Annotated in this window: 20 protein-coding genes and 7 pseudogenes; 14 read left to right on the forward strand and 13 right to left on the reverse strand. The window is 44.9% G+C overall.

Annotated elements, in window-relative coordinates; genetic code table 11:
* Positions 1-127: 127 nt before the first annotated feature.
* The 6 genes from EPH95_RS18370 to EPH95_RS18395 are packed head-to-tail and all read left to right on the forward strand — an operon-like array spanning position 128 to position 4,276.
* Entirely contained in the window at positions 128-415 is a 288-nt protein-coding gene (locus EPH95_RS18370; protein ID WP_142091385.1) for an NAD(P)/FAD-dependent oxidoreductase, read from the forward strand.
* Positions 416-437: 22 nt separating this feature from the next.
* The gene (locus tag EPH95_RS18375; RefSeq protein ID WP_142091386.1) at positions 438-1,790 is read left to right on the forward strand and encodes a TRAP transporter large permease subunit; all 1,353 of its coding nucleotides are present in this window, start codon (positions 438-440) and stop codon (positions 1,788-1,790) included.
* Positions 1,791-1,797: 7 nt separating this feature from the next.
* Entirely contained in the window at positions 1,798-2,472 is a 675-nt protein-coding gene (locus EPH95_RS18380) for an aspartate/glutamate racemase family protein (RefSeq protein WP_227003982.1), read from the forward strand.
* A 21-nt stretch (positions 2,473-2,493) separates the two neighbouring features.
* Positions 2,494-2,769 (forward strand): (2Fe-2S)-binding protein, encoded by a 276-nt coding sequence (locus EPH95_RS18385; protein WP_142091388.1) that lies wholly within the window; start codon positions 2,494-2,496, stop codon positions 2,767-2,769.
* Complete coding sequence (locus tag EPH95_RS18390) at positions 2,766-3,065, forward strand: (2Fe-2S)-binding protein (RefSeq protein ID WP_142091389.1); 300 nt, start codon at positions 2,766-2,768, stop codon at positions 3,063-3,065. Before EPH95_RS18385 ends, EPH95_RS18390 begins: the two co-directional genes overlap by 4 nt.
* On the forward strand, positions 3,062-4,276 hold the full coding sequence (locus EPH95_RS18395) for an NAD(P)/FAD-dependent oxidoreductase (RefSeq protein WP_142091390.1): 1,215 nt from the start codon (positions 3,062-3,064) through the stop codon (positions 4,274-4,276). Before EPH95_RS18390 ends, EPH95_RS18395 begins: the two co-directional genes overlap by 4 nt.
* A gap of 9 nt (positions 4,277-4,285) precedes the next feature.
* On the opposite strand, the gene pdxR is transcribed toward EPH95_RS18395, so the two are convergent.
* A complete protein-coding gene (gene pdxR / locus EPH95_RS18400; protein ID WP_142091391.1) occupies positions 4,286-5,686 on the reverse strand; it encodes a MocR-like pyridoxine biosynthesis transcription factor PdxR in 1,401 nt (466 codons plus the stop codon).
* Between the two features lie 81 nt (positions 5,687-5,767).
* Between pdxR and EPH95_RS18405 the strand changes: the two are divergent.
* Positions 5,768-6,442, forward strand: a pseudogene (locus EPH95_RS18405) (aminotransferase class III-fold pyridoxal phosphate-dependent enzyme); the annotation flags it as partial.
* Here EPH95_RS18405 and EPH95_RS18410 read toward each other — a convergent pair.
* Both EPH95_RS18410 and EPH95_RS19575 read right to left on the reverse strand, forming a co-directional pair.
* Positions 6,443-7,411, reverse strand: a pseudogene (locus tag EPH95_RS18410) (NAD-dependent succinate-semialdehyde dehydrogenase); the annotation flags it as partial.
* 25 nt (positions 7,412-7,436) lie between these two features.
* Entirely contained in the window at positions 7,437-7,649 is a 213-nt protein-coding gene (locus EPH95_RS19575; protein ID WP_264371970.1) for an aminotransferase class III-fold pyridoxal phosphate-dependent enzyme, read from the reverse strand.
* A 56-nt stretch (positions 7,650-7,705) separates the two neighbouring features.
* Between EPH95_RS19575 and EPH95_RS18420 the strand changes: the two are divergent.
* The 3 genes and pseudogenes from EPH95_RS18420 to EPH95_RS18430 all read left to right on the forward strand — a co-directional run.
* Positions 7,706-8,143: pseudogene (locus EPH95_RS18420) on the forward strand (aldehyde dehydrogenase family protein); the annotation flags it as partial.
* A 144-nt stretch (positions 8,144-8,287) separates the two neighbouring features.
* Positions 8,288-9,174 (forward strand): annotated as a pseudogene (gene speB, locus EPH95_RS18425) (agmatinase).
* Between the two features lie 241 nt (positions 9,175-9,415).
* On the forward strand, positions 9,416-10,555 hold the full coding sequence (locus EPH95_RS18430) for a YjiH family protein (RefSeq protein WP_319592799.1): 1,140 nt from the start codon (positions 9,416-9,418) through the stop codon (positions 10,553-10,555).
* Positions 10,556-11,043: 488 nt separating this feature from the next.
* Here EPH95_RS18430 and EPH95_RS18435 read toward each other — a convergent pair whose 3' ends face one another.
* On the reverse strand, positions 11,044-12,354 hold the full coding sequence (locus EPH95_RS18435) for an IS1380 family transposase (RefSeq protein ID WP_142087680.1): 1,311 nt from the start codon (positions 12,352-12,354) through the stop codon (positions 11,044-11,046).
* Positions 12,355-12,870: 516 nt separating this feature from the next.
* On the opposite strand from EPH95_RS18435, the gene megL reads away from it, so the two are divergent.
* The 4 genes from megL to sigK all read left to right on the forward strand — a co-directional run bounded on the left by megL (position 12,871) and on the right by sigK (position 16,139).
* Positions 12,871-14,040 (forward strand): methionine gamma-lyase, encoded by a 1,170-nt coding sequence (megL, locus tag EPH95_RS18440; protein ID WP_405127405.1) that lies wholly within the window; start codon positions 12,871-12,873, stop codon positions 14,038-14,040.
* Between the two features lie 116 nt (positions 14,041-14,156).
* The gene (locus tag EPH95_RS18445) at positions 14,157-14,570 is read left to right on the forward strand and encodes a MarR family winged helix-turn-helix transcriptional regulator (RefSeq protein ID WP_142091395.1); all 414 of its coding nucleotides are present in this window, start codon (positions 14,157-14,159) and stop codon (positions 14,568-14,570) included.
* Between the two features lie 23 nt (positions 14,571-14,593).
* Entirely contained in the window at positions 14,594-15,298 is a 705-nt protein-coding gene (locus tag EPH95_RS18450) for a YczE/YyaS/YitT family protein (RefSeq protein ID WP_193556993.1), read from the forward strand.
* 130 nt (positions 15,299-15,428) lie between these two features.
* Positions 15,429-16,139, forward strand: a complete 711-nt coding sequence (sigK, locus tag EPH95_RS18455; RefSeq protein WP_142091396.1) for an RNA polymerase sporulation sigma factor SigK — start codon at positions 15,429-15,431, stop codon at positions 16,137-16,139.
* A gap of 212 nt (positions 16,140-16,351) precedes the next feature.
* Here sigK and EPH95_RS18460 read toward each other — a convergent pair whose 3' ends face one another.
* The 9 genes and pseudogenes from EPH95_RS18460 to EPH95_RS18500 form a co-directional block, all read right to left on the reverse strand.
* Positions 16,352-16,624, reverse strand: coding sequence for an HU family DNA-binding protein (locus EPH95_RS18460; protein ID WP_142091397.1), 273 nt, complete (start codon positions 16,622-16,624; stop codon positions 16,352-16,354).
* Positions 16,625-16,804: 180 nt separating this feature from the next.
* The gene (gene mnhG, locus EPH95_RS18465) at positions 16,805-17,167 is read right to left on the reverse strand and encodes a monovalent cation/H(+) antiporter subunit G (protein ID WP_142091398.1); all 363 of its coding nucleotides are present in this window, start codon (positions 17,165-17,167) and stop codon (positions 16,805-16,807) included.
* Positions 17,148-17,429 carry a Na(+)/H(+) antiporter subunit F1 gene (locus EPH95_RS18470; RefSeq protein ID WP_142091399.1) on the reverse strand — a complete coding sequence of 94 codons (282 nt, stop codon included), beginning with the start codon at positions 17,427-17,429 and terminating at the stop codon, positions 17,148-17,150. Before EPH95_RS18470 ends, mnhG begins: the two co-directional genes overlap by 20 nt.
* Positions 17,429-17,905 (reverse strand): Na+/H+ antiporter subunit E, encoded by a 477-nt coding sequence (locus EPH95_RS18475; RefSeq protein ID WP_142091400.1) that lies wholly within the window; start codon positions 17,903-17,905, stop codon positions 17,429-17,431. The genes EPH95_RS18470 and EPH95_RS18475 overlap by 1 nt, the downstream gene beginning before the upstream one ends.
* 5 nt (positions 17,906-17,910) lie before the next feature.
* Positions 17,911-19,391, reverse strand: a pseudogene (locus EPH95_RS18480) (Na+/H+ antiporter subunit D).
* On the reverse strand, positions 19,384-19,722 hold the full coding sequence (locus EPH95_RS18485) for a Na(+)/H(+) antiporter subunit C (protein ID WP_142091401.1): 339 nt from the start codon (positions 19,720-19,722) through the stop codon (positions 19,384-19,386). Before EPH95_RS18485 ends, EPH95_RS18480 begins: the two are co-directional and overlap by 8 nt.
* Positions 19,722-20,149, reverse strand: a pseudogene (locus EPH95_RS18490) (MnhB domain-containing protein). The gene EPH95_RS18485 and the pseudogene EPH95_RS18490 overlap by 1 nt, the downstream one beginning before the upstream one ends.
* Positions 20,146-22,558: pseudogene (locus EPH95_RS18495) on the reverse strand (Na+/H+ antiporter subunit A). The pseudogenes EPH95_RS18490 and EPH95_RS18495 overlap by 4 nt, the downstream one beginning before the upstream one ends.
* A 286-nt stretch (positions 22,559-22,844) precedes the next feature.
* The gene (locus EPH95_RS18500; protein WP_142091402.1) at positions 22,845-22,985 is read right to left on the reverse strand and encodes a sporulation histidine kinase inhibitor Sda; all 141 of its coding nucleotides are present in this window, start codon (positions 22,983-22,985) and stop codon (positions 22,845-22,847) included.
* Positions 22,986-23,298 lie beyond the last annotated feature (313 nt).

The raw sequence follows: 23,298 nt of genomic DNA on the forward strand, positions 1-23,298 counted from the left end.
ATCACCTTTCGTATGGGTTTTGTGGGTACTTATCCATTTCGACAGGTGATTTGGATTTTCCTGTTTTATCGGGTGTCGATTCATGTCCCCCGTAAATTGTTACTGAACCAAAAGTTTTAACAAATCCATAGCGTCGAACGTTCTCCCAGCGATAGCCAAACATGTGGCGAGTATCGTTCCAAGTCTAGGGAATGTACGAATTATTCGCTCCATGGTAGGTTTTCGTCCGTACACAGGGGATGGATTGCCTATTATTGATGAGTCCCGTGATGTGAAAGGATTCATTATAGCAGCGGGACACGAGGGGGATGGAATCGCTTTAAGCCCCATTACCGGTTTGCTTGTCCGGGATTTGATCGATGGAAAAGGAGACTATCAATATTTTCTCGGAAAATTAAAACTCGATCGCTTATAGAAATAAGAAATGAGGGCTTCAAATGCTTGATATCGTAATTCCGATGCTTATATTGTTCGCAATTGTATTAATCCCACGAATTCCAAAAATTGGAGGAGATGTGCGAATTGCGTTACTCCTTGCCGCGCTTACTGCCGCGATAATGGGGGGATTAACCCCGATAGAAGTTGGTACTGCTTTGATCGATGGAGTCGATCAACTTGCTTGGGTAATCATGTTATCGATCACGGGAAGCATTTATGCTGAGACGCAGGTGAAATTAGGCGCGATGCAGACAACGATGCTCAGCTTACGTTCGATTTTCGGCAAATCTTCGTTAGGTTTGGTTGCGGCTGTTTTGATCGCGTTAACGTTTGCAGGGTCTCTTTTGGGGGATGCCATCGCGGCTTCTGCAGTCATAGGGTTTCTCGTTATTCGCTCATTAGCGGATTTGAATATCAAGCCTGAGCAAATTGGCATGATTATATTGGTGGGTGCCTCACTGGGCTCTCTTATGCCTCCGATTTCTCAAGGGGTTATATTATCTACCTCCTTGCTGGACATGGATCCAACACCTGTCATTGTCATTAGCATTTTCACCGTTACAGGGGGCGTTTTGTTTGCGATACTTGATGCCAGCCGATTTGTGCGTGGGAAACGTTTGCCGGAACATCTAATGCCGGATCAATCTTTTTTTACCATCATTAAAGAAAGATGGAAAACGTTAGTGCCGCTTATTGTGTTGGCAGTTATTGTCGTTCTTGATACAGGTTTGGATGTTAACATTTTTACTGTTTGGGAACCGACGGGTCAATTAGTGGCTTATCTTGAAGAATTACCTATTTTAAATGGAGTCGTATTTCCAATCGTATTGGCCATTATTATGGGCGCTCTCGTCAGTTTTTTTTACCGTAGTGTACGTAAAGAAGCTGGAACAGTGTTTAAACAAGGGTTGAAAAACATAGGAAAAACCGTGCAAATTCAATTGGCGGCGGGATTCATGATCGGAGTCTTTTCCGCGACAGGGGTGATCGATCGCGTTTCAGAACTTATGGAAGGGCTACAAGCCACAGCACTTAAGTTGGGTGGCACGGCCAGTATGTTGTTTATTGGAATGCTTACTGGGTCGCAAACGACCGCGCAGACGATAACGGTTCCATTTCTTGGTCCCGCCTTGGAAAACCTTGATGTAGATCCTGTGAATATCGCCCTTGGGGCTGCCCATATCTCCGCAGGCGGCCAAAATCTACCACCCGTAGGGTTAACAGCGTTTGTCGTGGCTGGGCTCATTGGAGGTATACTAAGTAAAAAGGTAGACCCAGTAAAAGTGATGATTCTGGCGGTGCCGGCATCGTTGTATTTAACGCTTGTGGGATTGATCGCTTGGTTTATATAATGAAAAGGTGGAAAGAAACATGATCGGGATATTAATGCTTGATACAACTTTTCCTAGGCCAAAAGGGGATATTGGAAATCCAGAGACGTTTTCATTTCCGGTCATTTATAAAGTGGTAAAGGAAGCGACCGCTTCTCGTGTGATGAATAAAACCGGGGACGATGCACTGATCGATCCTTTCGTCAAAGCCGCCAAAGAGCTGGAAAGTGATGGTGCCAAGGCAATTACGACGAGTTGTGGTTTCCTTGCTATTTTTCAAAAAGAGATACAAAAGGAATTAACAGTTCCTTTCTTTTCTTCCAGTTTGCTTCAAATCCCCTTCGCGAATCTTGTTACAGGTGGCACAGTAGGTGTAATAACAGCTGTGCGTTCGAGTTTAACGAATCAACATCTCAAAGGTGTTGATGCGCATCATAGTCCTGTAGTTATTGAAGGAATGGATGACATGCCCGCGTTCACTTCTGCCATTGTCGAGCAAACGAAAAACTTGCATAAGATTGCGGTCACGAAAGAAATGACGCAAGTAACTTTGCGTTTACTCCAAAACCATCCGGAAGTCAAGGCGATTGTGCTGGAATGTACGAACATGCCTCCTTATCTAAACGCAATGCAAACGGTCACTGAACTGCCAATTTTTGATCCAAACACTTTAATGGCCTACATGTTCAATGCCATCAACTAAGAAACACTGGAGGTGCCGCGAATGCAAGATGTTATGGTCTGTCGGTGCGAAGAGGTGTATTACAGCGCAATTAGGGAGGCAATTGAACAGGGAAGTGTCACATCTAAAGAAATAAAACTGCAAACGCGGGCTGGTATGGGGATTTGCCAAGGAAGAACATGTCGGCCGCTTATAGAGCAAGTTTTATCCATGCATACGAATGAAGCGATCCCAGATTCCAGCCGTATGACGCATACCAACCCCATTCGTCCGATTACTTTAACCGATTTAGCAAACAACACGAAGAGGGATAAATGATGAGAATAACGGACCATCCGGTCTTAGGACCTTTAAATAAAAAACAGGTGACCATCCAATTTAATGGAATAGCTTACGTTGGCCTAGAAAACGACTCCATAGCGGCAACACTTCTCGCCAACGGGATCCGGACGTTGCGACATTCAGAAAAGGGGAATGAGCCACGAGGCATCTACTGCGGCATCGGCCATTGCTATGAATGTCGGGTAACGGTTAATGGAAAAAGAAGTGTTCGCGCTTGTATCACGCCAGTGGAGGATAAAATGATTGTTGAATCGCAGGGGTTTCAGTCATGAAGTATGACCTTATCATAGTCGGGTCAGGACCGGCCGGTCTGAGTGCCGGCATAGAAGCGGCGAAAAACGGTCTGAAAGTAATCATTTTAGACGAGAATCCGTTTGCCGGTGGAAAGTTAATCGGCCAGCTGCATGAAGAGCCGAAAAATGGTTGGTGGATCGGAAAACAGGTGGCAGCATCTCTATATAATGAGGCAAAAGCACTCGGCGTTAGATTTTTGTATGAAAGAGAAGTGTGGGGGATTTTTCCAAAGTGGAACGTTAAGTTGAACAAGGGAAAGGAGTTACATGCCCCGTTTATATTGATTGCTACTGGGGCTGCCGAAAAGGCAATCCCTCTACCTGGATGGACCTTGCCGGGTGTGATGGCAATCGGAGCGGCGCAAGTCATGAATAATTATCACCGTGTGCAACCCGGAAAAAAAGTCGCGGTAGTTGGCGTTGATCCATTAGCTTTAACGGTCGCCCATGAAATGAAAATGGGAGGAGTGGATGTCGTTGGTCTCTTTCTCCCGCCTAGCAATGATTTTTCAGGGACAAAATCCGAGCCGAAAGAAATGATCTCTGACTTGGCATCGATGGCGCATCTAGCACCAAATGTTATGTTGAAAACAGCGGGAAAATTAGCCCGATATAAATCTATAAGAAACATGGGCGCTCATTTATACCCTGCTAAAGGGGTAAAGGTGTGGGACATTCCTTTAGTGATAAGGAAAAACGTAAGGGAAATAAACGGGGGTCAGCAAGTAGAAAGCATAACGGTAGACCAAATGGATGGCGAAGGTAATATACAACCGAATCGACAGCAAAAGATAGAGGTCGATTGCGTTTGCATTTCCGGAGGGTTATATCCAGTCACGGAACTCACTGCTGCCATTGGTTGCGAGTCGGCCTACATTGAAGAATTAGGCGGGCATGTGCCTCTATACGGCGAGGATTTGCAGACAACCCAAGACGGGATTTATGTCGCCGGGAACATAACAGGCATTGAAGGTGCAAAAATAGCGATGGCTCAAGGACAACTCGTCGGCTTTTTCGTAAGCAGGAGAGCAGGGTTCATTAAAGATCTTGATGAAAAAGAAATGATTAAATACATGGAAAAAATCACGGATGCAAGAGAAACATCCCCTATTAAATTCATGCGAAACATTGATCGGGGACGGGAGAAAATGGAACGGCGGTGGCGGGAATACGCTTTGAGGAAAGAGTGAAAAAAAATCTTACTCCGGAAAACAACACTGGTATAAAGCCTCCACCGCTTCATAAATCTCCTCCGGTTTCAATTTCGCAAAGCCGATGATCAGTGTCGGTGGTGCGCTTCCTACTTGCCCATGCATAAAACGTTGAATCGAATATAATTCAATATCCATCTTATCCGCCCGCTCCATAATAGGCTCAACCGGTTCCTCTGTATCCAAATGTAACAAAAAGTGCAAGCCGGCTTTTTCGCCCTCCACACGAACCCGTGTCCCGAAACGCTCCTGTATCGCCTCGATCACTTTTGCTCTCATCTCTTTGTAGTATTTGCTCATGCGTTTAATATGTTTATCATATTCCCCGCTGTCCAAAAATCGAGCCAATGTCAATTGTGTAAGGACGGAAGTGGTTTGCATAAAATGCAGACCTTTTTCTTTAAACACATCGATTAACCCCAACGGCAATACCATGTAACTCATTCTGAGATCGGGAAGTAACGACTTTGAAAAAGAGTCGATATAAATCACTTTTCCATTGACATCCAAACTTTGTAATGAAGGAATGATGTCGCCTTCGTATTTAAACTCGGAATCATAATCATCTTCGATCACATACCTCTCTTCTTTTTCGTAGCTCCAATAAAGCAACTCTGTTCGGCGTGAGACCGGCATAATGGATCCCGTGGGCATTTGATGGGAAGGCGTCACAATAGCGACAGTTGCCGGTGTTTCCCGTAATTTTTCTACATTCAAGCCATGAGTATCGACAGGCACGTGATAGACATCATGACCCAATGTTTTTAACAAGGAGCTGAGCCGGTGGTACCCAGGTTCTTCAATTGCAAACGGTTCATGTTCGGCGATGACAAATAGGAATAACTGCAACAGCCATTGCGTACTTGCCCCGATTACAATTTGTTCTGGCTCGCAGAAGACCCCGCGCGTGTGCCGAATTTTATTTGCCACGATCTCCCGTAATTTATAGGTGCCTTGCGGGTGGTTAATTTCCGATAGCAACGTTTGATCTTCGCTGATGGCTTTTTGTGCACACTGGTGCCAACTTTGAACAGGAAAAAGGGAAGAATCCACACCCATATGGGAAAAGGAATAACGATAAGATTTTGCAGGAGTTTCCAATAATTTTGGATCGAGCTTTTTTTCTACATGGTGGGGGCGAATCGGTTGGATCGTTTCAACAAAATAACCACTTCGTTCTTTTGTATATAAATATCCTTCCGCGATCAGTTGATTGTAAGCAGAAAGGACACTATTTTGACTGACATTCATTGACGATGCCAATGTGCGCTTTGAAGGTAGTTTTGTTTCGGACGTCAACGTACCTTGCAAAATTTCATTTTTGATCCATTCATAAATTTGTTTATAAACAGGGAGTGAATGGTCGCGGTCAATCGGGATATGAAGCATAGGAACCTCCAACTGGTACCATTAAAAAAATAAAATTGGTACTGTTAAGGATATCAAAGAACGCTTACAATAACAAAAACAATGATTACTGAAAGCGCTATTAGAGGTTTAGGAGGTTTTTCATATGGCAACTTGGCAAGAAAAAGAGACCGATATATACCAAGGGGCGTGGGCAATGGCAATCGATCAATTGCGAGCCACGGCAAAGGGGCAATACTTTACGATGAGGATGAAAATGCTTACATTGATTTCGCCGGAGCGATAGGTGTTATGAATGTCGGGCACTCCCATCCCAAGGTTGTGGAAGCTGCCAAAGAACAAGTAGAAAAGATGACCCACCCAGGTTTTAACGTCATCATGTATGACGGTTATATTGATTTGGCAGAGCGCCTTTCCAAGCTCACGCCGGGAAATTTTGCTAAAAAAACGCTGTTATTGAACAGCGGTGCCGAAGCAGTTGAAAACGCAGTGAAAATCGCGAGAAAAGCGACAGGCAGACAAGCCGTTGTTACCTTCTCCCGCGGCTTTCATGGAAGAACGAATATGACGATGGCGATGACCGGCAAGGTGAAACCATATAAGTTTGGCTTTGGCCCTTTTGCACCCGAAGTCTATCACGCGCCTTACCCGTATATGTTTCGCAAGCCAGATGAGCAAAGCGATGACGATTACGTCCAGTCCGTGATTGATGAATTTGATCTATTTTTGAAAACAGAAGTCGCGCCTGAAGAAGTGGCTTGTGTCGTCATGGAACCGCGCTCCTTCATTGATCAAAGGACCGAGATCGACGCCTTCTTCCAAGCCACCGCCGGTCTGTAGTTGCGAAACGGCCGCTTTGAATTTTTCGCTGAACGTTTCCAAGATTGATGCTTGTACGTACACGCGATTCGTACAAATGCACGTTTGGCCCGAATTTCGGAATTTGGATCCGATTAACTGTTCCACAGCTTTGTCTAGATCCGCGTCTTCCATAATGATAAACGGGGCGTGGCCGCCTAGTTCAAGCGATACTTTCTTAACCGTGTAAGCGGCTCCTTTCATCAACTGTTTGCCAACTTCAGTGGAACCTGTAAAAGTGATCTTTCGGATGCGGTTATCTTGAAGCCATGTTTCTCCAATGGCTTGAGGGTTTCCGGTAATTATATTGACGACCCCTGGTGGAATGCCTGCCTCATCGGCCAGTTCCGCCAATTTTAACGCAGTCAGAGGCGTTTCCTCTGCCGGTTTAACAACGACTGTGCATCCGGCGGCAAGTGCCGGGCCTACTTTACGCGTAATCATCGCGGCCGGGAAATTCCAAGGGGTGATGGCTGCCACTACCCCTACGGGTTGTTTTTGCACGAATATGCGTTTATGCGTGTGGGAAGCGGGAATGGTTTCCCCGTATATACGTTTCGCCTCTTCCGCATACCACAAGATAAACCCATTGGCATAGCCCACCTCACCGATCGCTTCTTGTAACGGTTTCCCCTGTTCCAAGGTCATGATTTTTCCGATTTCTTCTTTATTCTCACCGATTAATCGATGCCATTCAGCCAGTAGCCTGCTTCGTTCTTGCGCTGGCAATTTTGACCAAGATTCAAAAGCAGAATGTGCCGCATCCACTGCTTGTTTTGCTTCCTCTTTGCCTCCATTTGGCACATTTCCAAGCACTTGTTTCGTTGCAGGGTTGATGACCTCAAATTGGCTTAAATCCTCTCCCGTCCATTGGCCATCAACATACATGTGTTGTTTCATCGCCTGAGCCCCTTCACTGTTGCCTTAATATGTCCTCAAGGATTTTCAATCCTTTGTCCAATTCCTCATCTGTTATTACAAGTGGGGCGAGGAAACGAATGACGTTGCTATGCACCCCGGAGGAAAGCAACAACAATCCGGAGGCATTTGCCTCTTTTAAAATCGAAGCTGTTTTTTCCGCGTCCGGCGTCTTTCCATCTTCTTTAACAATTTCAAAGGCGGCCATCGCACCTAAACGGCGAAAACCGCGAACAAATGAAAATTTCTCTTCCCAAGTGCGAGAAAGTTCAAAGCCACGTTGATGATGCGATAGTAAAAGGTGGACATGTACTCGCCGGCGGCAACAGTTTTGAGAAAAATCGAGGACAGTATTTTGAACCAACGATTGTAACGGAAGCCTCTGACGACATGCTTTGCATGAATGAGGAAACCTTCGGCCCCGTCGCGCCGGTCGCGTCCTTTCAAACCGAAGAGGAAGTTATCGAACGAGCGAACAACTCCCCATTCGGCTTGGCCGCTTACGTTTTCTCGGAAAACATCGGCAAAGCCGTCCGTGTGAGTGAAGCATTGGAATACGGCATCGTCGGTGTCAATGATGGCCTCCCTTCGGTACCCCAAGCTCCATTCGGAGGAATGAAAGAGAGCGGGCTAGGCAGAGAAGGCGGTCAACACGGCATCGAAGAGTACTTGGAAGTGAAGTATATTTCGTTGGGGGTTTGATGAAAGAATAATAGGAGACGCTGTTTGATATAATATTTCCCATACCCTTCAAGTAACAAATGTGAACTTAGATAGGAGGAATTATTGATGTATAAGCCTAAAGATTCTTCTCAATCTCCACGTTTTGTGGGAATGCGCACGTTTATGAGGTTAGAAGCAATTAAGACAACAGATGTAGATTTTGTGGTTGCGGGAGTACCCTTCGACACAGCATCCTCTAATCGAACCGGACAACGATACGGACCACAGCATGTACGTAATTTCTCCGTGTTGCTTAGGCCTTACAACCCTGACCAAGAGATCAATATATTTGATTATTGCTCAGGTGTAGACTACGGAGACTTTGATATAATCCCGGGTAACATCCATAGGACTTACGAAAATATTGAGAAATCTCTTGAACCGATTCTTGATCGAGAAGTCACTCCTGTTTTAATGGGTGGAGATCATTCCATTACCCTTGCTCATTTAAGAGCATTCAAGAAAAATATGGTCCGGTTGCGCTTGTGCAATTCGACTCACATGGTGATACTTGGGATGACTATTTCGGTGAAAAATACATGCACGGAACCGTATTTCGAAGAGCAGTGGAAGAAGGTTTAATCGATGTTGATCATTCGATTCAAGTCGGTATGAGAGGTCCTTTATATGGTCCGGAAGATATTGATGATGCGAGAGATCTTGGTTTCGAAGTTATTCCAATGAAAGAGGTACGTTCACTAGGTCAGGAAAATGCACTACAACGAATCCAACAACGTGTCGGGGATCAACCAGTATTTGTGACCTACGATATTGATTTTTTAGATCCTGCTTACGCTCCCGGCACTGGTACACCGGAAGTGGGAGGACCCACGAGTTACGAAGGGCTTGAATATGTTAGAGGCCTTGATGGTTTAAACGTTGTTGGTTTTGATCTAGTAGAAGTCCTTCCAGATTATGATAGCGGTGAAATCACAGCTGCCGCAGCTGCTGCTATTATGTATGAGATGATCACCTTGATAGCTTTGAAGAAGCGAAGATATCAAAAATAGTTACTACTAGACTAATGCTTATTAATTGATTTACATTTTATGGGAATCCCGTAATTGCAGTTTGCGATCTAACCACTTATAACGTGGGATTCCTATATTTTTTGGCACTATAAGTACAATGACCACTTATTTTAACCGTACTGTACTAACATGAGGAAAATGTCCTGATAAGCAAGCCATGGTACCCCGAAATATTTTGGGAAGACAAAAGTGGTAGAAAAGGAAAGTGAGTTGAAAAAAGATGTCTAATAAAAAACGTTTAAAGGGACAGCATTCCCTTGACAGGAATGATAAGAAAAACTATTTTAAATTTATTTTTCCTTCTCTACTTGCTGCTGGCTTGTTTATGATTCCCATCTCCTATGAGGGACAGTGGACGATTGCTGTTGGTGTTTTAGTGGAAATCCTACTTGATCAATTTGAAGCGGTCATCCCCTGGGTTATGAGCTGGCTTTTGGTCATATGCGCTTTGTTTGCACTTATTGTGAGAGTAGCCCAGCCCCTTTGGGTAATGAATCATCCTTTTTTATATGAATTATTTTTTGTAAACAATTTTTGGTTAGTATTGCGGATATTAGGGGCTGTTTTTGCCTTTTTGACTTTATACCAGGTAGGGCCAAGCCTCATTATACATGAATCCACTGGCCAAGTAGTTCTTTATGATCTCGTTGTCGTATTAGCCGCCTGGTTCTTATTTGCAGGTTTGCTTATCCCCATATTAATGGATTATGGGTTGATGGAATATTTAGGAACGCTTGTACGCAAAATTATGCGTCCGGTATTTAAAGTTCCTGGACGTTCTTCGGTAGATGCGGCTGCTTCTTGGATGGGGAGTAGCGTGGTGGGCGTTTTGATCTCAATGAAACAACATGAGCAAGGCTTCTATTCAGAAAAAGAAGCCGCCACTGTTGTGACTAATTTCACAATAGCTTCTCCTGCTTTTGGGCTTATCGTTGTTAACATTATCGGTCTTGATCACATGTTTCTTCCCATGTATATCACTGTCACGATAGCTGTTATCATAGCTGCAATCATTTGCCCCCGTATTCCACCGCTGTCCCGCAAATCAAATACGTATAAAAAAGGCGTGGGGCAGCAAATTGGTGAGGAAGTGCCAACAGATAAAAGTAACCACAGTTGGGCTGTCGAGAAAGCCGTAGGAAAAGCCTCTTATGCTGAAGGGCCGGTTACGCTTCTTAAAAAGGGAATCCAAAACATCCTAGATGTATGGATCGGTGTATTACCCTTGATTATGGCTGTAGGTACAGTTGCCATGATTATAGCAGAATTTACTCCCGTATTTACTTATTTATCTTATCCTCTTATTCCAATATTAGAATTAATGGGGTCCCTGAGGCAGCAGAAGCAGCTCCGGCGCTAATTGTGGGATTTGCTGATATGTTTCTTCCAGCTGTGTTGGGAAGTGGAATAGAAAGTGAATTCACTCGATTTATCATTGCATGTGTATCTTTAACACAGCTTATCTATATGTCAGAGGTGGGGATACTACTCCTGCGTTCAAAAATCCCCGTTAGCTTTTTGGATCTTTTAATCATTTTTATACAAAGAACTATCATCACACTGCCTGTTGTAGTTTTGATTTCCAACCTTTTCTTTTTTTAACGTGCAAAAGTTAAAACTGATTTGATTGAAACATCCTAAAACCTGAATTATTCATACTTCCAAGTTATAGCGTGAATGAGCATCAAAACTAACGATTTTTCGGTTATGTTCACTAAAGTAAGCTAAGCTGATTAAAGTTGGAACGAAACATAACAGGCAAACGCTGAAAAAGGCCTTTTTTGGACATACGTCTCCCTTGGTCTCGCTGGGGCTTTTAAAAAATGGGGCTTTATCGATAACTGTGCTTCATTCCAGTTTAAGGGCTTGAATGCGTCGGAGCACTTTCCAAAAAAACGTCTCATAAACAAAGCTTGAAGCCAATTTGAAATAAAACGAGCGCCCTGATTTTACTAACTTGCTTGCCACTTTAATGACCTTTGATCGTATAGTTTGGATTTGCATGCGCTTTTGTTCCTCCGGAAAACAAAGGGTACGTAGCCAGTTGGTTAAATTGTACGCGAACAAGCTAAACATCATCCTTGCTTCGTTGGCCTGAAACGAATGGCTGCTCATTCGATCCAAGTCAAAACCATTTTTGGCTTCCTTGATATAATTCTCCATCGTTCCACGTTTTTGGTAAGAACGGACGATCTCTTTGGGAGAGAAGGCATCGAACAGGCTTGTCACAAAGAATGCATGCGTGAAAAACAATTCGCCGGCCGGACGAATGGATTGAATGATGACTTTTCGGGGCTTGGCCCATGATTTGGCTTGGTATTCGGTTTCCTCATAATAGCATTCGGTTTGTGTAACGTCCGGTGTTGCCGGATGGAGCTCATCGGCTAGTCGTTGCAGGTTGGCATTGGATTTCAAGCGAATCACGTAATAGACGGATTCCTCTTCACATAGCTCATACAGCTCCGGAACCGCAAAGCCACTGTCCCCGCGCAGAAATGGGATCGTCTCCGGAAATGTTTCGTTGTAATGCTTGATCAGGGGCTTCACAAAATCCACAACCCCGTTGGACGTATAGACGTTGCCCGGGCGTAGTTGAGCCTTCATAAAATCACCGGTGATCCCATCGAAAGCAACGAGAGGATGATAGCCGACGGTGCCATAATGCGCATTGTAATCGGTTGATTCTTGTTCACCGTATGTATTGGCATGCGTGGAGTCCAAATCAAAGATAAGGCTCTTTGAGCCTCTCACTTGATGGACTTTGTCTAAAAGCGCTTGATTGGCTTGATTTAATTGATCAATAGATTCGGTGTCAAACCGGGCAAAGAATCTGGATAAACTGGGTTGAGAAGCTAACGCATCCGTTCCAATGATTTGCCTAAACACGGGATCATCCGTTAATTGATCCGCCGCATCATCTTCATCATAGCCGGCAATTATCTGATAAAGCTTTTGGCGAAGCAATTGCTCATTCGAATGAAGGTGGTACAGTCTCTCGTCTTTCAGATGCAGGTTTTTATCCAGCGTATGGAAAAACCCAAGTTTTTCATCGAACTCCCGAAATAAGATCTCACCTGTATCAGAGGAAAGATCACCACCGTCATTCGACAACTTCACTTTGCGATTGAAATCCATGGTTATTTGCGGTAATGTAGCCATTAGAAGAATCCTTTCTGTGGTTATTTTGGGTATAATTTAACTCTAACAGAAACGGATTCTTTTTTTCATTTATGGGATGAATATTCAATTCAGCTGTATGCCCTATTATTAGGGGATTCAGGATTCATTTGCGAATTTCTGTGAATAAATCAGGTAAAAAGATTTTGTTTTAAGAAGAGTTCTGAAGCGATTGATGGTTTGGGATGAAGTATAAAATAACCGGAGCTACGTACACTTATCAGTCTTCCAATTATAACGAGATTAGCTCATGTACTGTAGAGAAAGTTTCTCAAAAATGGCCCAGGAGGGAGCCTTCCTGGACCATTTTTTGATGAGGTTATACTTTTACCCAAACACTCTTAACCTTGGTGTTATTGAGTTTTAGGAGCCCATTTCCTCGGCTAAAACCGAGTTGTTAGCCCTCCCGGTCATTTCCCCCCCCTCCCCTTTAACGCAATCCATCAACTTTCCGGTCTTCTTCATGTAGAATGGGAAGAGAGGAGGGGGATGATGCCGGTGAAAAAAGAAACAGGCTATATTCACGGCCATGAGGACAAAGAGCGCCATTACGGGAGTTTAGTTCCGCCTATTTATCAATCGAGTACGTTTACGTTTCCTGACGCGGAGAGCGGGGAAGCTCGTTTTGCCGGTAATGAAGGCGGTTACATGTATAGTCGTCTTGGAAATCCGACGGTTCGGGAATTTGAAGAGCGAATGGCCAAAGCGGAAGGCGGAGAAAAGGCGCTGGCATTTGCTTCCGGAATGGCTGCTGTCTCTGCTGTTTTAACGTCGTTACTAAAAAGCGGGGATCATGTGCTTGTCTCCAAAGGTGTGTATGGCTGTACATTCGGGCTTTTATCGTGGCTTTACGATCGTTTTCAAGTGAGAGCTGCTTACATTTCTATGGAAAATGAGGCAGATCTCGAAGAACATCTCCAACCGACAACAAAAGTCATTTATGTTGAGACGCCCATCAATCCAACGATGAAAATGACAGATTTTTCGCTCATTACGAAGTTTGCGAAGGAACATAACCTGACGGTTGTCGTGGACAATACCTTTGCTTCTCCTTATCTGCAGCGGCCACTTGAGCGTAACGCCGACGTCGTCGTTCACAGCGCTACCAAATATTTGGGCGGCCATGGCGACGTAATTGCCGGAGTGGCGGTTGGCAATTTCGATTTCATGGAAGTAGTCAGAAAGAATGCACAAAAAGATATGGGCGGTGTCCTCGGATCTTTTGAATCTTGGTTATTGCTACGAGGAATGAAGACCCTTGCCGTGCGCATGGACCGGCACTGCAGTAACGCAAAGGTGATCGCCGGAAAACTGAAAAACCATCCGCAAGTGGAATCCATTTTCTTTCCGGGCGATCCTGATTTTAACCAATATTACCTGGCTAAAAAACAGATGGATCAGCCGGGCGCGATGATTAGCTTTACCGTCAAGGGCGGAAAAGAAGCGGCTTTTAACATGATGAACCGACTGAAAATGATCGCGATCGCGGTAAGTCTCGGCGACGCGGAAACGCTGGTCCAACACCCGGCATCGATGACTCATGCCGTAATTCCTGAAGCCGAGCGGGAGTTTATGGAGATCGGCGACAATATGCTCCGTTTATCGGTTGGGCTTGAGCACCATGAAGATATTTGGCGGGATTTGGAACAGGCATTGACAGGAGAGTAAGGATAGATGAGGCGTTGGCCGCAGGCCGGCGTCTTTTTCTTGCTTGATAAAACAATTACATCAGTGTATACTTAGCTAGGTAAGCTTTTTAGTGAGGATGGAGTGAAGGTCATACGATGAGGCTGTATGGTCATTATATTAATCAAACGGCAAGAAATTTCGTGAAGACGCTAAATGAACGGATTTCTCCTCTCGGACTCTATAGTTCTCAATGGGGAGTTATTTTATTTTTGGTTGCTGAAGGAAAGTCCACGCAACGCCAAATCAGTGATTATTTGCGGGTGGAAGCACCGACGATGACGCGTACCATCACTAGAATGGAAAAGGAAGGACTTATTACGAAGACTTCCGGTGAAGACCGTCGCGCCCGTTATATTGAGTTAACGGAAAAAGCTAACGCACTATACGAGAAATGGCTGAAAGAATCGGACAAAATGGAAAACGAGGCCATAAAAGGCATTAATGCAGAAGATCTGGACACTTTTCTACGAGTCTTGGAAACAATGAATGCGAATCTCGATAAAAGGTAAGGGATTTAGAAAGAAGGTTTAACATGAAAACGCAGCATAAAGACAATAAACACCACGATAGCTTCTCTTTTTTCTTAATAAGAGTTGCTTTATTTTTTGCGGGATTATTAACGCTTTCGTTTGGAGGCAGTTTAATGATCCAGTCGACGCTTGGCACGGCAACATGGGACGTTCTTCATATCGGTCTTGCCAATCTGAGTCCATTATCCGTCGGCATGTGGGTTCAGATCGTCGGTATTTTGATGATCTGTATGACATGGCGTATTGAGAAACAAAAGCCAAAGATTGGAACGTTTGTAAACATTTTATGCATCGGAATATTGCTTGATATCTGGTTACTGTTGCCCATCGGACAAGTATTTTCAAGCACATGGCAACTGTTTTTCGTGCTGATTGCCGGCATTGTCTTCATGGGCATCGGCGCGGGCATGTATGTATCCACAGGTCTCGGAGCTGGTCCGCGTGATGGCATGACGCTTGCGCTCGCCAATAAATCAGGAAAATCCATTCGCTTCGTGAGAACGCTATTAGAAGGAACAGCCCTTTTCTTAGGATGGCTGCTTGGCGGCCCCGTTGCTTTCGGTACCTTCTTATCTGTATTTTTGATCGGTCCTGTCATGCAAGCATCCCTCGGCTTCTGGCGAAAGCAAGTGGCCAAATGGAAAAGCGTCGCTCAGGTCCATGGGAATACAAAAAAAGAAGCCCATCCGTCTACAGGTAGGTGGTGAAAGGGTTGAAATGTGTTCTCCCGACGCCAAGGGCATATCCCATTGACTTTGAACATTTCCTCCCCAACCCTGCACCAACCAAGCCCACCCCTGCATAGGATAAAGGAGATGATCCTAGGAGGGGTTCTCCATGTCTGGCATTTTTACGGCGATTGCGTATGCATTTAAAGAAATTATGCTGTTCGTTTCCTATGTCAAAAATCAGGCGTTTCCTCAACCTTTATCAAAGGACGATGAAAAGAAATACCTAGAGCTCATGAACGAAGGAGATGAACATGCGCGGAACATGTTGATTGAGCACAATTTGCGTCTTGTTGCACATATCGTTAAGAAATTTGAAAGTACGAATGAAGATAACGAAGATTTAATTTCCATCGGTACGATTGGGCTTATTAAAGGGATTGAGAGTTATTCGCCGGATAAGGGGACAAAGCTCGCGACGTACGCGGCGCGCTGTATTGAAAATGAAATCCTGATGCACTTTCGTTCCCTTAAAAAAGTAAGCAAGGACATCTCCATATACGAGCCGATTGGGGCGGATAAAGAGGGGAACGAGCTCAGTTTAATGGAAATTCTTAAAGAGGATGGGCCGGATATTGTCGAAAATTTGCATCTAAAAATGGAAAAACGCCATATTTATGAGAGCATTTATGTGCTGTCGGAACGAGAACGGGAAGTCGTCGTGGCAAGATTCGGACTCGGTGAAGATGAGGAGCGAACGCAGAGGGAGATTGCAAAGGATTTGGGGATCTCCAGGAGCTATGTTTCCAGAATTGAAAAACGTGCCCTCCTGAAGCTATTTCAGGCCTTCTACAAGCGTCAGCAAGGGGAGGGCCGGTAAAGGTGATCAGCGGGGACGGGAGCACTATTTATCGCGCCGCCCCCTTCACCTTTTAACTATACTGCTTTACTTAAGAAAAACCTCCATGGAAGGAGGTTTTTTCATGGGCGCTTGCGACGCACAGGACGTGGCGACATTAGCCAGCGTACCTTTTTAACCAACAGAGGGATGAACCCCCTCTGTTGGAAGTTTCATTTTATGTTCGGATCCAATTAATTGACCGCGTCTTTCAATTGCTTTCCGGGACGAAATGCCGGGTTTTTGGTCGACGGAATTTCAATTTCCTCACCGGTTTGCGGGTTGCGCCCTTTGCGGGAAGCTCGCTCGCGAACTTCGAAACTGCCAAAACCAACAAGTTGTACTTTATCGCCTTTTTTCAACGTGTCGGTAATGTTGTCGAATACCGAATCTACAGCTTTAGACGCTTCTTTTTTGGAAAGATCGGCATGTTCTGCAACAGAATTGATCAAATCTGTCTTATTCATGGAAAAACACCCTTTCATGATTGATATAGTACGAGTGGCATGTACATATCAAATTTACTCATGAAACCCTTGCTGTGTCAAGTGTTGAGGGCATATTTAAGCAAATTGATACGATTAAAATCATTATTGCCCGTTCTCGTATTTTTTAATCAACGTTTTTACTGCTTTCGTCATGAATTGTCAGCTCTCGTCATGACGTTCAGGTTTGAGATGTTCCGGATAACTTTCCATGAGTTCGTCATGTTTCGTTCGACTCCATAACTTAACGCCATGCCGGTGGGCAGAACGGGAAATAATCATCGCGGCCACCGGGGCGGTGAGGAACACAAAGACGATGGTGATCAAGAGCTGAAGGCTGAAGACGCCCTCGGACAAAAAATACGTAAACGTACCTAAAATAAGCAAAACAACACCGAGCGTGGCGCTTTTGGTCGCCGCGTGCATGCGGGCGTAGACATCCGGCAAACGCATAATGCCGAGGGAGCCGACCAAGCTTAATAAACTGCCGCTGAGCACAAATAAACTAATGAGAATCTCGATCAATGACGACCCCCCTTTCCAAAAACTTCGCTAACGCAACCGAGCCGACAAAGGCTAAAATCCCTAACACCAACACAACTTCAGCGTAAGCGCTCGTTGATTGTAAAATCATGAGGATGCCGATAAACCCAATTAAGTTCAAGCCAAAGGAGTCAAGGGCGATCACGCGGTCCCACAGCGTCGGCCCTTTTAGTGCCCGCCATATACAGAGCAACAAAGAAATGGAGAAGATAACCAGCCCAGTCACCAGCACTGTTTCCAACACTATTTCGTCACCTCCCGAATGGCCCGCTCGAAGTTGTTGCGAACATCATCAATCACTTCCTGTGTATTCTCCACATGAATGCAATGAATGTAGAGGGTACGGCCATCTTCGGAGTAATCCATCGTCATCGTGCCGGGCGTAAGCGTAATGCACATCGAAAGCACCGTCACTTCCCAATCGGTTTTCAAAGAGGTTCGGACGGCAATAATTCCCGGGGTTACGTTTAACTTAGGACTCAATACGATGCGAACCATATCAAGATTTGCGGTCACGAGTTCTTTAATGAAAAGAGCAATCAGTTTTAGGATGGCCCAGACCCGCGCCATGTAAAAGGTATCATTCAAGGAACCTCGGAGAAAATAGACCACACCAAGACCGATTACATAGCCAATGACGAAATCTACGCTTGTGAATTCACCTTGAAGAGCCGCCCAGAAAATGGCGATAGCGATATTTAAAAGAATTTGAAAAGCCATGGCCTCTACTCCTCTAACACAGATTCAATATAGATCGAAGGGTCAAGGATTTCGTGAGCCATATCAAGGAAATAAGAAAAGATAGGCTCTGCTGCCAGCCCCATTGCAACCGTGATGACAACGAAAGGAGCAATGGCAACGAGTAAATCTCTTGTTTTTATTTTTGCTTTACTTTCCGAATGTTTTTGCCTTCCCCAAAAAGCATAGGAAAAAATCTTGATCATCGAAAACAAGGTTAATAACCCGACGATTAAAGAAACAGCAACGACAATATAGTTCTCTTCATTCATGCCGGGCAATATTAATGAAAACTTCCCGAAAAAGCCTGCCAAAGGCGGAATACCCGCGAGGGACATGGCTGTCACAAAGAATGCCCAGGTAAAAGCGGGGTGTGTTCTTAAAAGTCCCCCATTTGTTTAATATCCGTAGTACCGGTAATTTTTTCTGCTACCCCGGAAAATAAGAATAGAGCAGCTTTTACAATACTGTGGTGAACCATGAAATAAATCGCACCGGCTAACGCGAGAGGGGTGAAAATCCCTAATCCCATCACCATGTATCCCACCTGGCTGACACTATGATAGGCGAGAATACTTTTAAAATCATACTGGGCAACAGCGCCTAATACACCGAAAAACATTGTCAGACCGGCAATAATTAGTATGATGTGATGCGTAAACGAAATATCATGATTGAAAATGACGGTAAATACTCGAATGATCGCGTAAATGCCTACCTTCGTAAGCAAACCGACGAAAAGGGCCGAGATTACTGCCGGAGGTCCGGTGTATGAACGCGGGAGCCAAAAATACAGCGGGAATAGAGCTCCTTTTAAAGCAAATACAAAAAGCAGGACGATCGCTGCCACGTTAAGAAAGCCTTCTTGCCCAAGCTCTTCGACTCTAAGCCCTATATGGGCAATGTTTAAGGTTCCGGTAGCCGCGTATATATAGGCAACCCCGGCCACAAAGAACATAGATGCAAAGACATTTATCGCGAGATATTTAAATGATTCCCGTAACTGAAAGGCAGTGCTTCCGTGCACAATCAGGATGTAAGAAGCAAGAAGCGTAACTTCAAAGAATACAAATAGGTTAAATAGATCGCCGGTCAGAAAAGTGCCGTTTACACCGGCGATCAGGAAAAAATAGAACGGGTAAAAATAAAAACGCTCACGATCCGGGTGAATCGTGCGAAACGCGAAGAACAAACAAATAATGCCAACGACTGCCGCGAGAAGGACCATAACCGTCGCGAACATGTCGGCGACCAGCGGAATGCCAAACGGAGGAGACCAGTCGCCTAGGGCGATGACTTGAATCCCGTTTTGATAAACATCGATGGATAACCATATGGAGGCAATAAGAATTGCCGTCATCGCGATCGCACTTATGAAGCGTTGCACCTTTGGACTTTTTGCAAAGAAAACGAGTAACGCGCCAATGATTGCAGGTAAAACGATTGGGAGGATAATAGGATTATTCATCATGGGAACCCCTTAACTGTTCAAGATCATCTGTTTGGTACACTTTGTACGTTCGGTAGGCTAACACCAGCGTAAAAGCGGTAACCCCAAAACTAATTACGATCGCTGTAAGGATGAGCGCCTGCGGAAGCGGATCGGTAAAAGCCGTTTCCCCGCGATCAAGCAGCGGGGGAGCCCCGGTTTTTAGACCTGCCATCGTTAAAAGCAAAAGGTGGGTCCCGTGGGCCAACATATTTAAACCGATGACGACTCTCAGCAAACTGCGCGTCATAATTAAATAAGTGCCCACCATAAAACACGCACCGACGACAATCGACATGAGCAACTCCATTATTCTTCCCCCGCAATCGTTAATATAATTACTAGGGCTGAGGCTGCTACCCCCAAGTAAACCCCTACATCAAACAGGACGGCCGTTGCTAATTCAAATTCGCCAATCCAAGGGAGGGTAAAATAATCGAAATACTGCGTGAGGTACGGATCCGCGAACAATATCCCAATAAATCCGGTGCCAAACGCAATAAGAAGCCCCGTCGGAATTAAGTAGATATAGTTAATGGGCAACATTTCATCAATTTTGCGTTTGTCGAACGTTAAATACAACAATAATACGGAGGCAGCGGTCATAAGACCGCCGATAAACCCTCCCCGGGGTCGTTATGGCCTGCAAAAAAGAGGTAAATAGAGAAGGACAGAACGAGAAAAGAGACTATACGTGTTACGTGAATAAACAGCAAATTGTTTGTTTTCCATTTCATATATCGTCCCCCTCCTTCATCTTCAAACGAACTAATGCAACAACCGCGAGCGCCGATATCCCCAGTACGAGCACTTCAAGGACCGTATCCAAGCTTCGGAAATCAACAAGGACGACGTTGACCATATTGTACCCGCCCGCGAGATCGGCAGAGTTTTCAATGTAGTATTCCGAGATTGGGGAAAAGTCGTTGTCCTGCCCGAATGCAAACGCACTGAAGGCGATAACGGTCACCATTAAACCGACGCCGAATGAGATAAGGGCATTTGTCCATTTAAATGTGATTTTCATCTTTTCTTTTCTGAGCTCGGGCAAATGGTAAAAGACGAGCATGAAAAGAATAATGAGGACGGTCTCGATTAAAAGCTGCGTGAGCGCGAGATCGGGCGCTCGAAAGTTTACGAACAACAATGCGATCAAAAACCCGACAAACCCGAGCATCACCACCGCTGCAATGCGTTGCCGCATAAACGGCAAAGCCAGTATGGACAGCAGGATCAGCCCTACAAGCAAACCTTCGTAGATCGTAATCTCACTGATGTTTTGCGTATCGATCGCAAAGGCGTCATACCGTACCATCGTCCAGACGGAGACAATCAAAAAGAAGACGGACATAAAAGCGAAGTAGTCACGTAATCTTCCTGTCATTTGTGCGTTCGTGATCAACTGGGAGCCTTTGATGGTGCCGGTCATGGTTGCGTCGTAGACAGGTGTAAACGGATCGACGTCTTTGTTATAAATCGGCCATTGGCTCCATCGTCCCATACCTGCGTATATCAGGCTTCCGAAGGCAACCACGCCAATGGTCATCCACAGTTCAAGACTAAACCAACCGTGCCAGTGTTCAATGTTTACGGAAAAGCTTCGTTATCCATCGGCAGTCCGTTTAGAATCGAAGCCATTGACGGTTCAATGATGGACTGGGACAGGAGATTCGGAAACAAACCGACAGTAACAACGACTAAACCGAGAACGGCCGGGCTGATTAACATCCCGATAGGTGCTTCGTGCACTTTTTTCGGAAAACGGTCCGCTTCGAAGCGTCCGGCAAATGTTTTAAAGAAAAAGATGCAGCAGTAAACAAACGTAAACACACTCGCGAGCCAACCAATTACCGGGAAAAGCATTCCGGCAGTCTCCATATTGAAGATTCCGTACTCGGCAGCGTCCGTAATCGCCATGAAAAAGTACTCTTTACTGAGAAAGCCGTTAAAGGGAGGCAGCCCGGCCATCGATGCGGCTCCGATCAAGGAAATTGTGGCGGTGGCGGGCATCACCAACATTAATCCTCCCAGCGAGCGGATATCCCGGGTGCCTGTTTCATGATCGACGATGCCTGCTGTCATAAACAGGCTGCCCTTGAAGCTGGCGTGGTTAAACAGGTGAAAAACGGCCGCCGTAATTGCAATCGTGTACAATTCATTCGCTTCGTCGAAATACAGAGCCGCGGAACCGAGACCGAGCAAGCACATGACCATCCCCAACTGGCTGATGGTAGAGTAGGCAAGCAGTCCTTTCAGGTCTTTCTGGCGCAGGGCAGAAAGCGAGCCCCACAGCAATGTAAGCAACCCGCCGCCGGCAATGATCCAAAACCATTCCGGCGCGCCACCGAACACCGGTGTAAAGCGGGCAACAAGATAAATCCCGGCTTTAACCATTGTGGCAGAGTGCAAATAGGCGCTAACCGGAGTAGGCGCTTCCATGGCGTCAGGGAGCCAAATGTGAAACGGAAATTGCGCCGATTTTGTAAAAGCGCCTAGCAAGATCAGGATAATGGTCGGTAAAAACAGCGGGTTATCGATAACGGTGCCGGCTTGCCCGATCATTTCCTGGATGCTGAAGGTTCCCGTGATGACATAAAGAAGGGCGAAACCTGCCAGCATTGCAAAACCGCCAAAGACGGTAATGTTCAAAGATTTTATCGCTCCATTAATAGAAGCGTCCCTATGATACCAATAACTGATCAAAAGCGTAGAAGACAAGCTCGTCAATTCCCAAAATACATAGAGCACGATGAGGTTATCGGAAAGGACAACCCCGAGCATCGCCCCCATAAAAAGCAATAAATAGACATAAAATTGTTCAGGGCTTCCGTTTTTTTGTCCAAGTAATAAATGGAATAAAGAACGACAAGCGCGCCAATCCCTGTGATCAGAAGCGCAAACAATAAACTCCAACCATCGACATAGGTTGAAAATTGGATGCCTAAGGACGGAACCCAAGGAACGGATTCCATAAACGTCTCCCCGTTGGCGATCGGGGTTATGTATGGGAAAAAATAAAGAAACAAAACGGACGGAACGAGCAGCACAAACCATCCGGTATGAACAGGGCGTATGTATCTATAAAGGATGGGCACGATGATGGCAAATAGGAAGGGGATGAGGATCGCCCAGTGTAACAAGCTCATTCTATCTATCACTCCTCATTCGACAGTAAACTCCAATAATAAGAGTATAACTTAAATTAAACTTTGCTGCATTGCTTAAAAACGGGGACGATTTTTTTTAGAAAACGAGATGTTAAATAAGTAGAAAGTAAACGAAGTAAAACAAAATAGGTATAAATGCCTATTTTTAATCTTGTTCAAATAAAATAGCTTTTCCTGGTATTATCCATTATTTCATGATGGCCATAAAAAAAGACCCCGGGATGGCTGTACCGGCGCCTTTTGGCAATCCTGTTCATTATGTACATTACTCAGCTAGTGACTGCGTCACCGTAAGGGAGCGTCGTTCCATTTCTGATTGAATGATCGCGATAAAATCATCATTCAAGTTTAACGTCAAAGCTCGTTCATATGCCTCTATCAACATTTCATCAGAAAGGTTTCGCATATCCAGTCCGCCAAAGCAGCGGATCCACCTCCTTGGTGATTCATCCCAAATCGATGTTGCTATTAAAGGTTGTTCAAAAAGCCCGGGAAGAAAAAGTGTTTATTTAATTTCAACTGATGAATGCTAACCTGGGATTAAGCAAACATCTTCTATTACGGTTCTTTTTAAACACGCACTATTAAAATTGTTCCAGTCTTTGTGAGGTTGTATAATGATCCTATCATGAAAGAACCATGGAACAACCGTTCGTTTATCCACAGAAAGCCGTGGATAAGTTGTGTACAGTTAAGTTAAGTGCTTGTTTAAACCTCGC

The organism is Salicibibacter halophilus (assembly GCF_006740705.1).
Lineage (GTDB): Bacteria > Bacillota > Bacilli > Bacillales > Marinococcaceae > Salicibibacter > Salicibibacter halophilus.

What these genes read in the sequence shown, in the direction of transcription:
- EPH95_RS18460 (WP_142091397.1), bottom strand. Translation starts at nt 16,624, where the DNA reads ATGAATAAGACAGATTTGATCAATTCTGTTGCAGAACATGCCGATCTT.
- sigK (WP_142091396.1), top strand. Translation starts at nt 15,429, where the DNA reads ATGTCTGGCATTTTTACGGCGATTGCGTATGCATTTAAAGAAATTATG.
- EPH95_RS18375 (WP_142091386.1), top strand. Translation starts at nt 438, where the DNA reads ATGCTTGATATCGTAATTCCGATGCTTATATTGTTCGCAATTGTATTA.
- EPH95_RS18395 (WP_142091390.1), top strand. Translation starts at nt 3,062, where the DNA reads ATGAAGTATGACCTTATCATAGTCGGGTCAGGACCGGCCGGTCTGAGT.
- EPH95_RS18475 (WP_142091400.1), bottom strand. Translation starts at nt 17,905, where the DNA reads ATGGCTTTTCAAATTCTTTTAAATATCGCTATCGCCATTTTCTGGGCG.
- EPH95_RS19575 (WP_264371970.1), bottom strand. Translation starts at nt 7,649, where the DNA reads ATGGCCGCCTTTGAAATTGTTAAAGAAGATGGAAAGACGCCGGACGCG.
- EPH95_RS18390 (WP_142091389.1), top strand. Translation starts at nt 2,766, where the DNA reads ATGATGAGAATAACGGACCATCCGGTCTTAGGACCTTTAAATAAAAAA.
- EPH95_RS18430 (WP_319592799.1), top strand. Translation starts at nt 9,416, where the DNA reads ATGTCTAATAAAAAACGTTTAAAGGGACAGCATTCCCTTGACAGGAAT.
- EPH95_RS18435 (WP_142087680.1), bottom strand. Translation starts at nt 12,354, where the DNA reads ATGGCTACATTACCGCAAATAACCATGGATTTCAATCGCAAAGTGAAG.
- pdxR (WP_142091391.1), bottom strand. Translation starts at nt 5,686, where the DNA reads ATGCTTCATATCCCGATTGACCGCGACCATTCACTCCCTGTTTATAAA.
- EPH95_RS18485 (WP_142091401.1), bottom strand. Translation starts at nt 19,722, where the DNA reads ATGGAGTTGCTCATGTCGATTGTCGTCGGTGCGTGTTTTATGGTGGGC.
- EPH95_RS18385 (WP_142091388.1), top strand. Translation starts at nt 2,494, where the DNA reads ATGCAAGATGTTATGGTCTGTCGGTGCGAAGAGGTGTATTACAGCGCA.
- EPH95_RS18445 (WP_142091395.1), top strand. Translation starts at nt 14,157, where the DNA reads ATGAGGCTGTATGGTCATTATATTAATCAAACGGCAAGAAATTTCGTG.
- EPH95_RS18500 (WP_142091402.1), bottom strand. Translation starts at nt 22,985, where the DNA reads ATGCGAAACCTTTCTGATGAAATGTTGATAGAGGCATATGAACGAGCT.
- EPH95_RS18450 (WP_193556993.1), top strand. Translation starts at nt 14,594, where the DNA reads ATGAAAACGCAGCATAAAGACAATAAACACCACGATAGCTTCTCTTTT.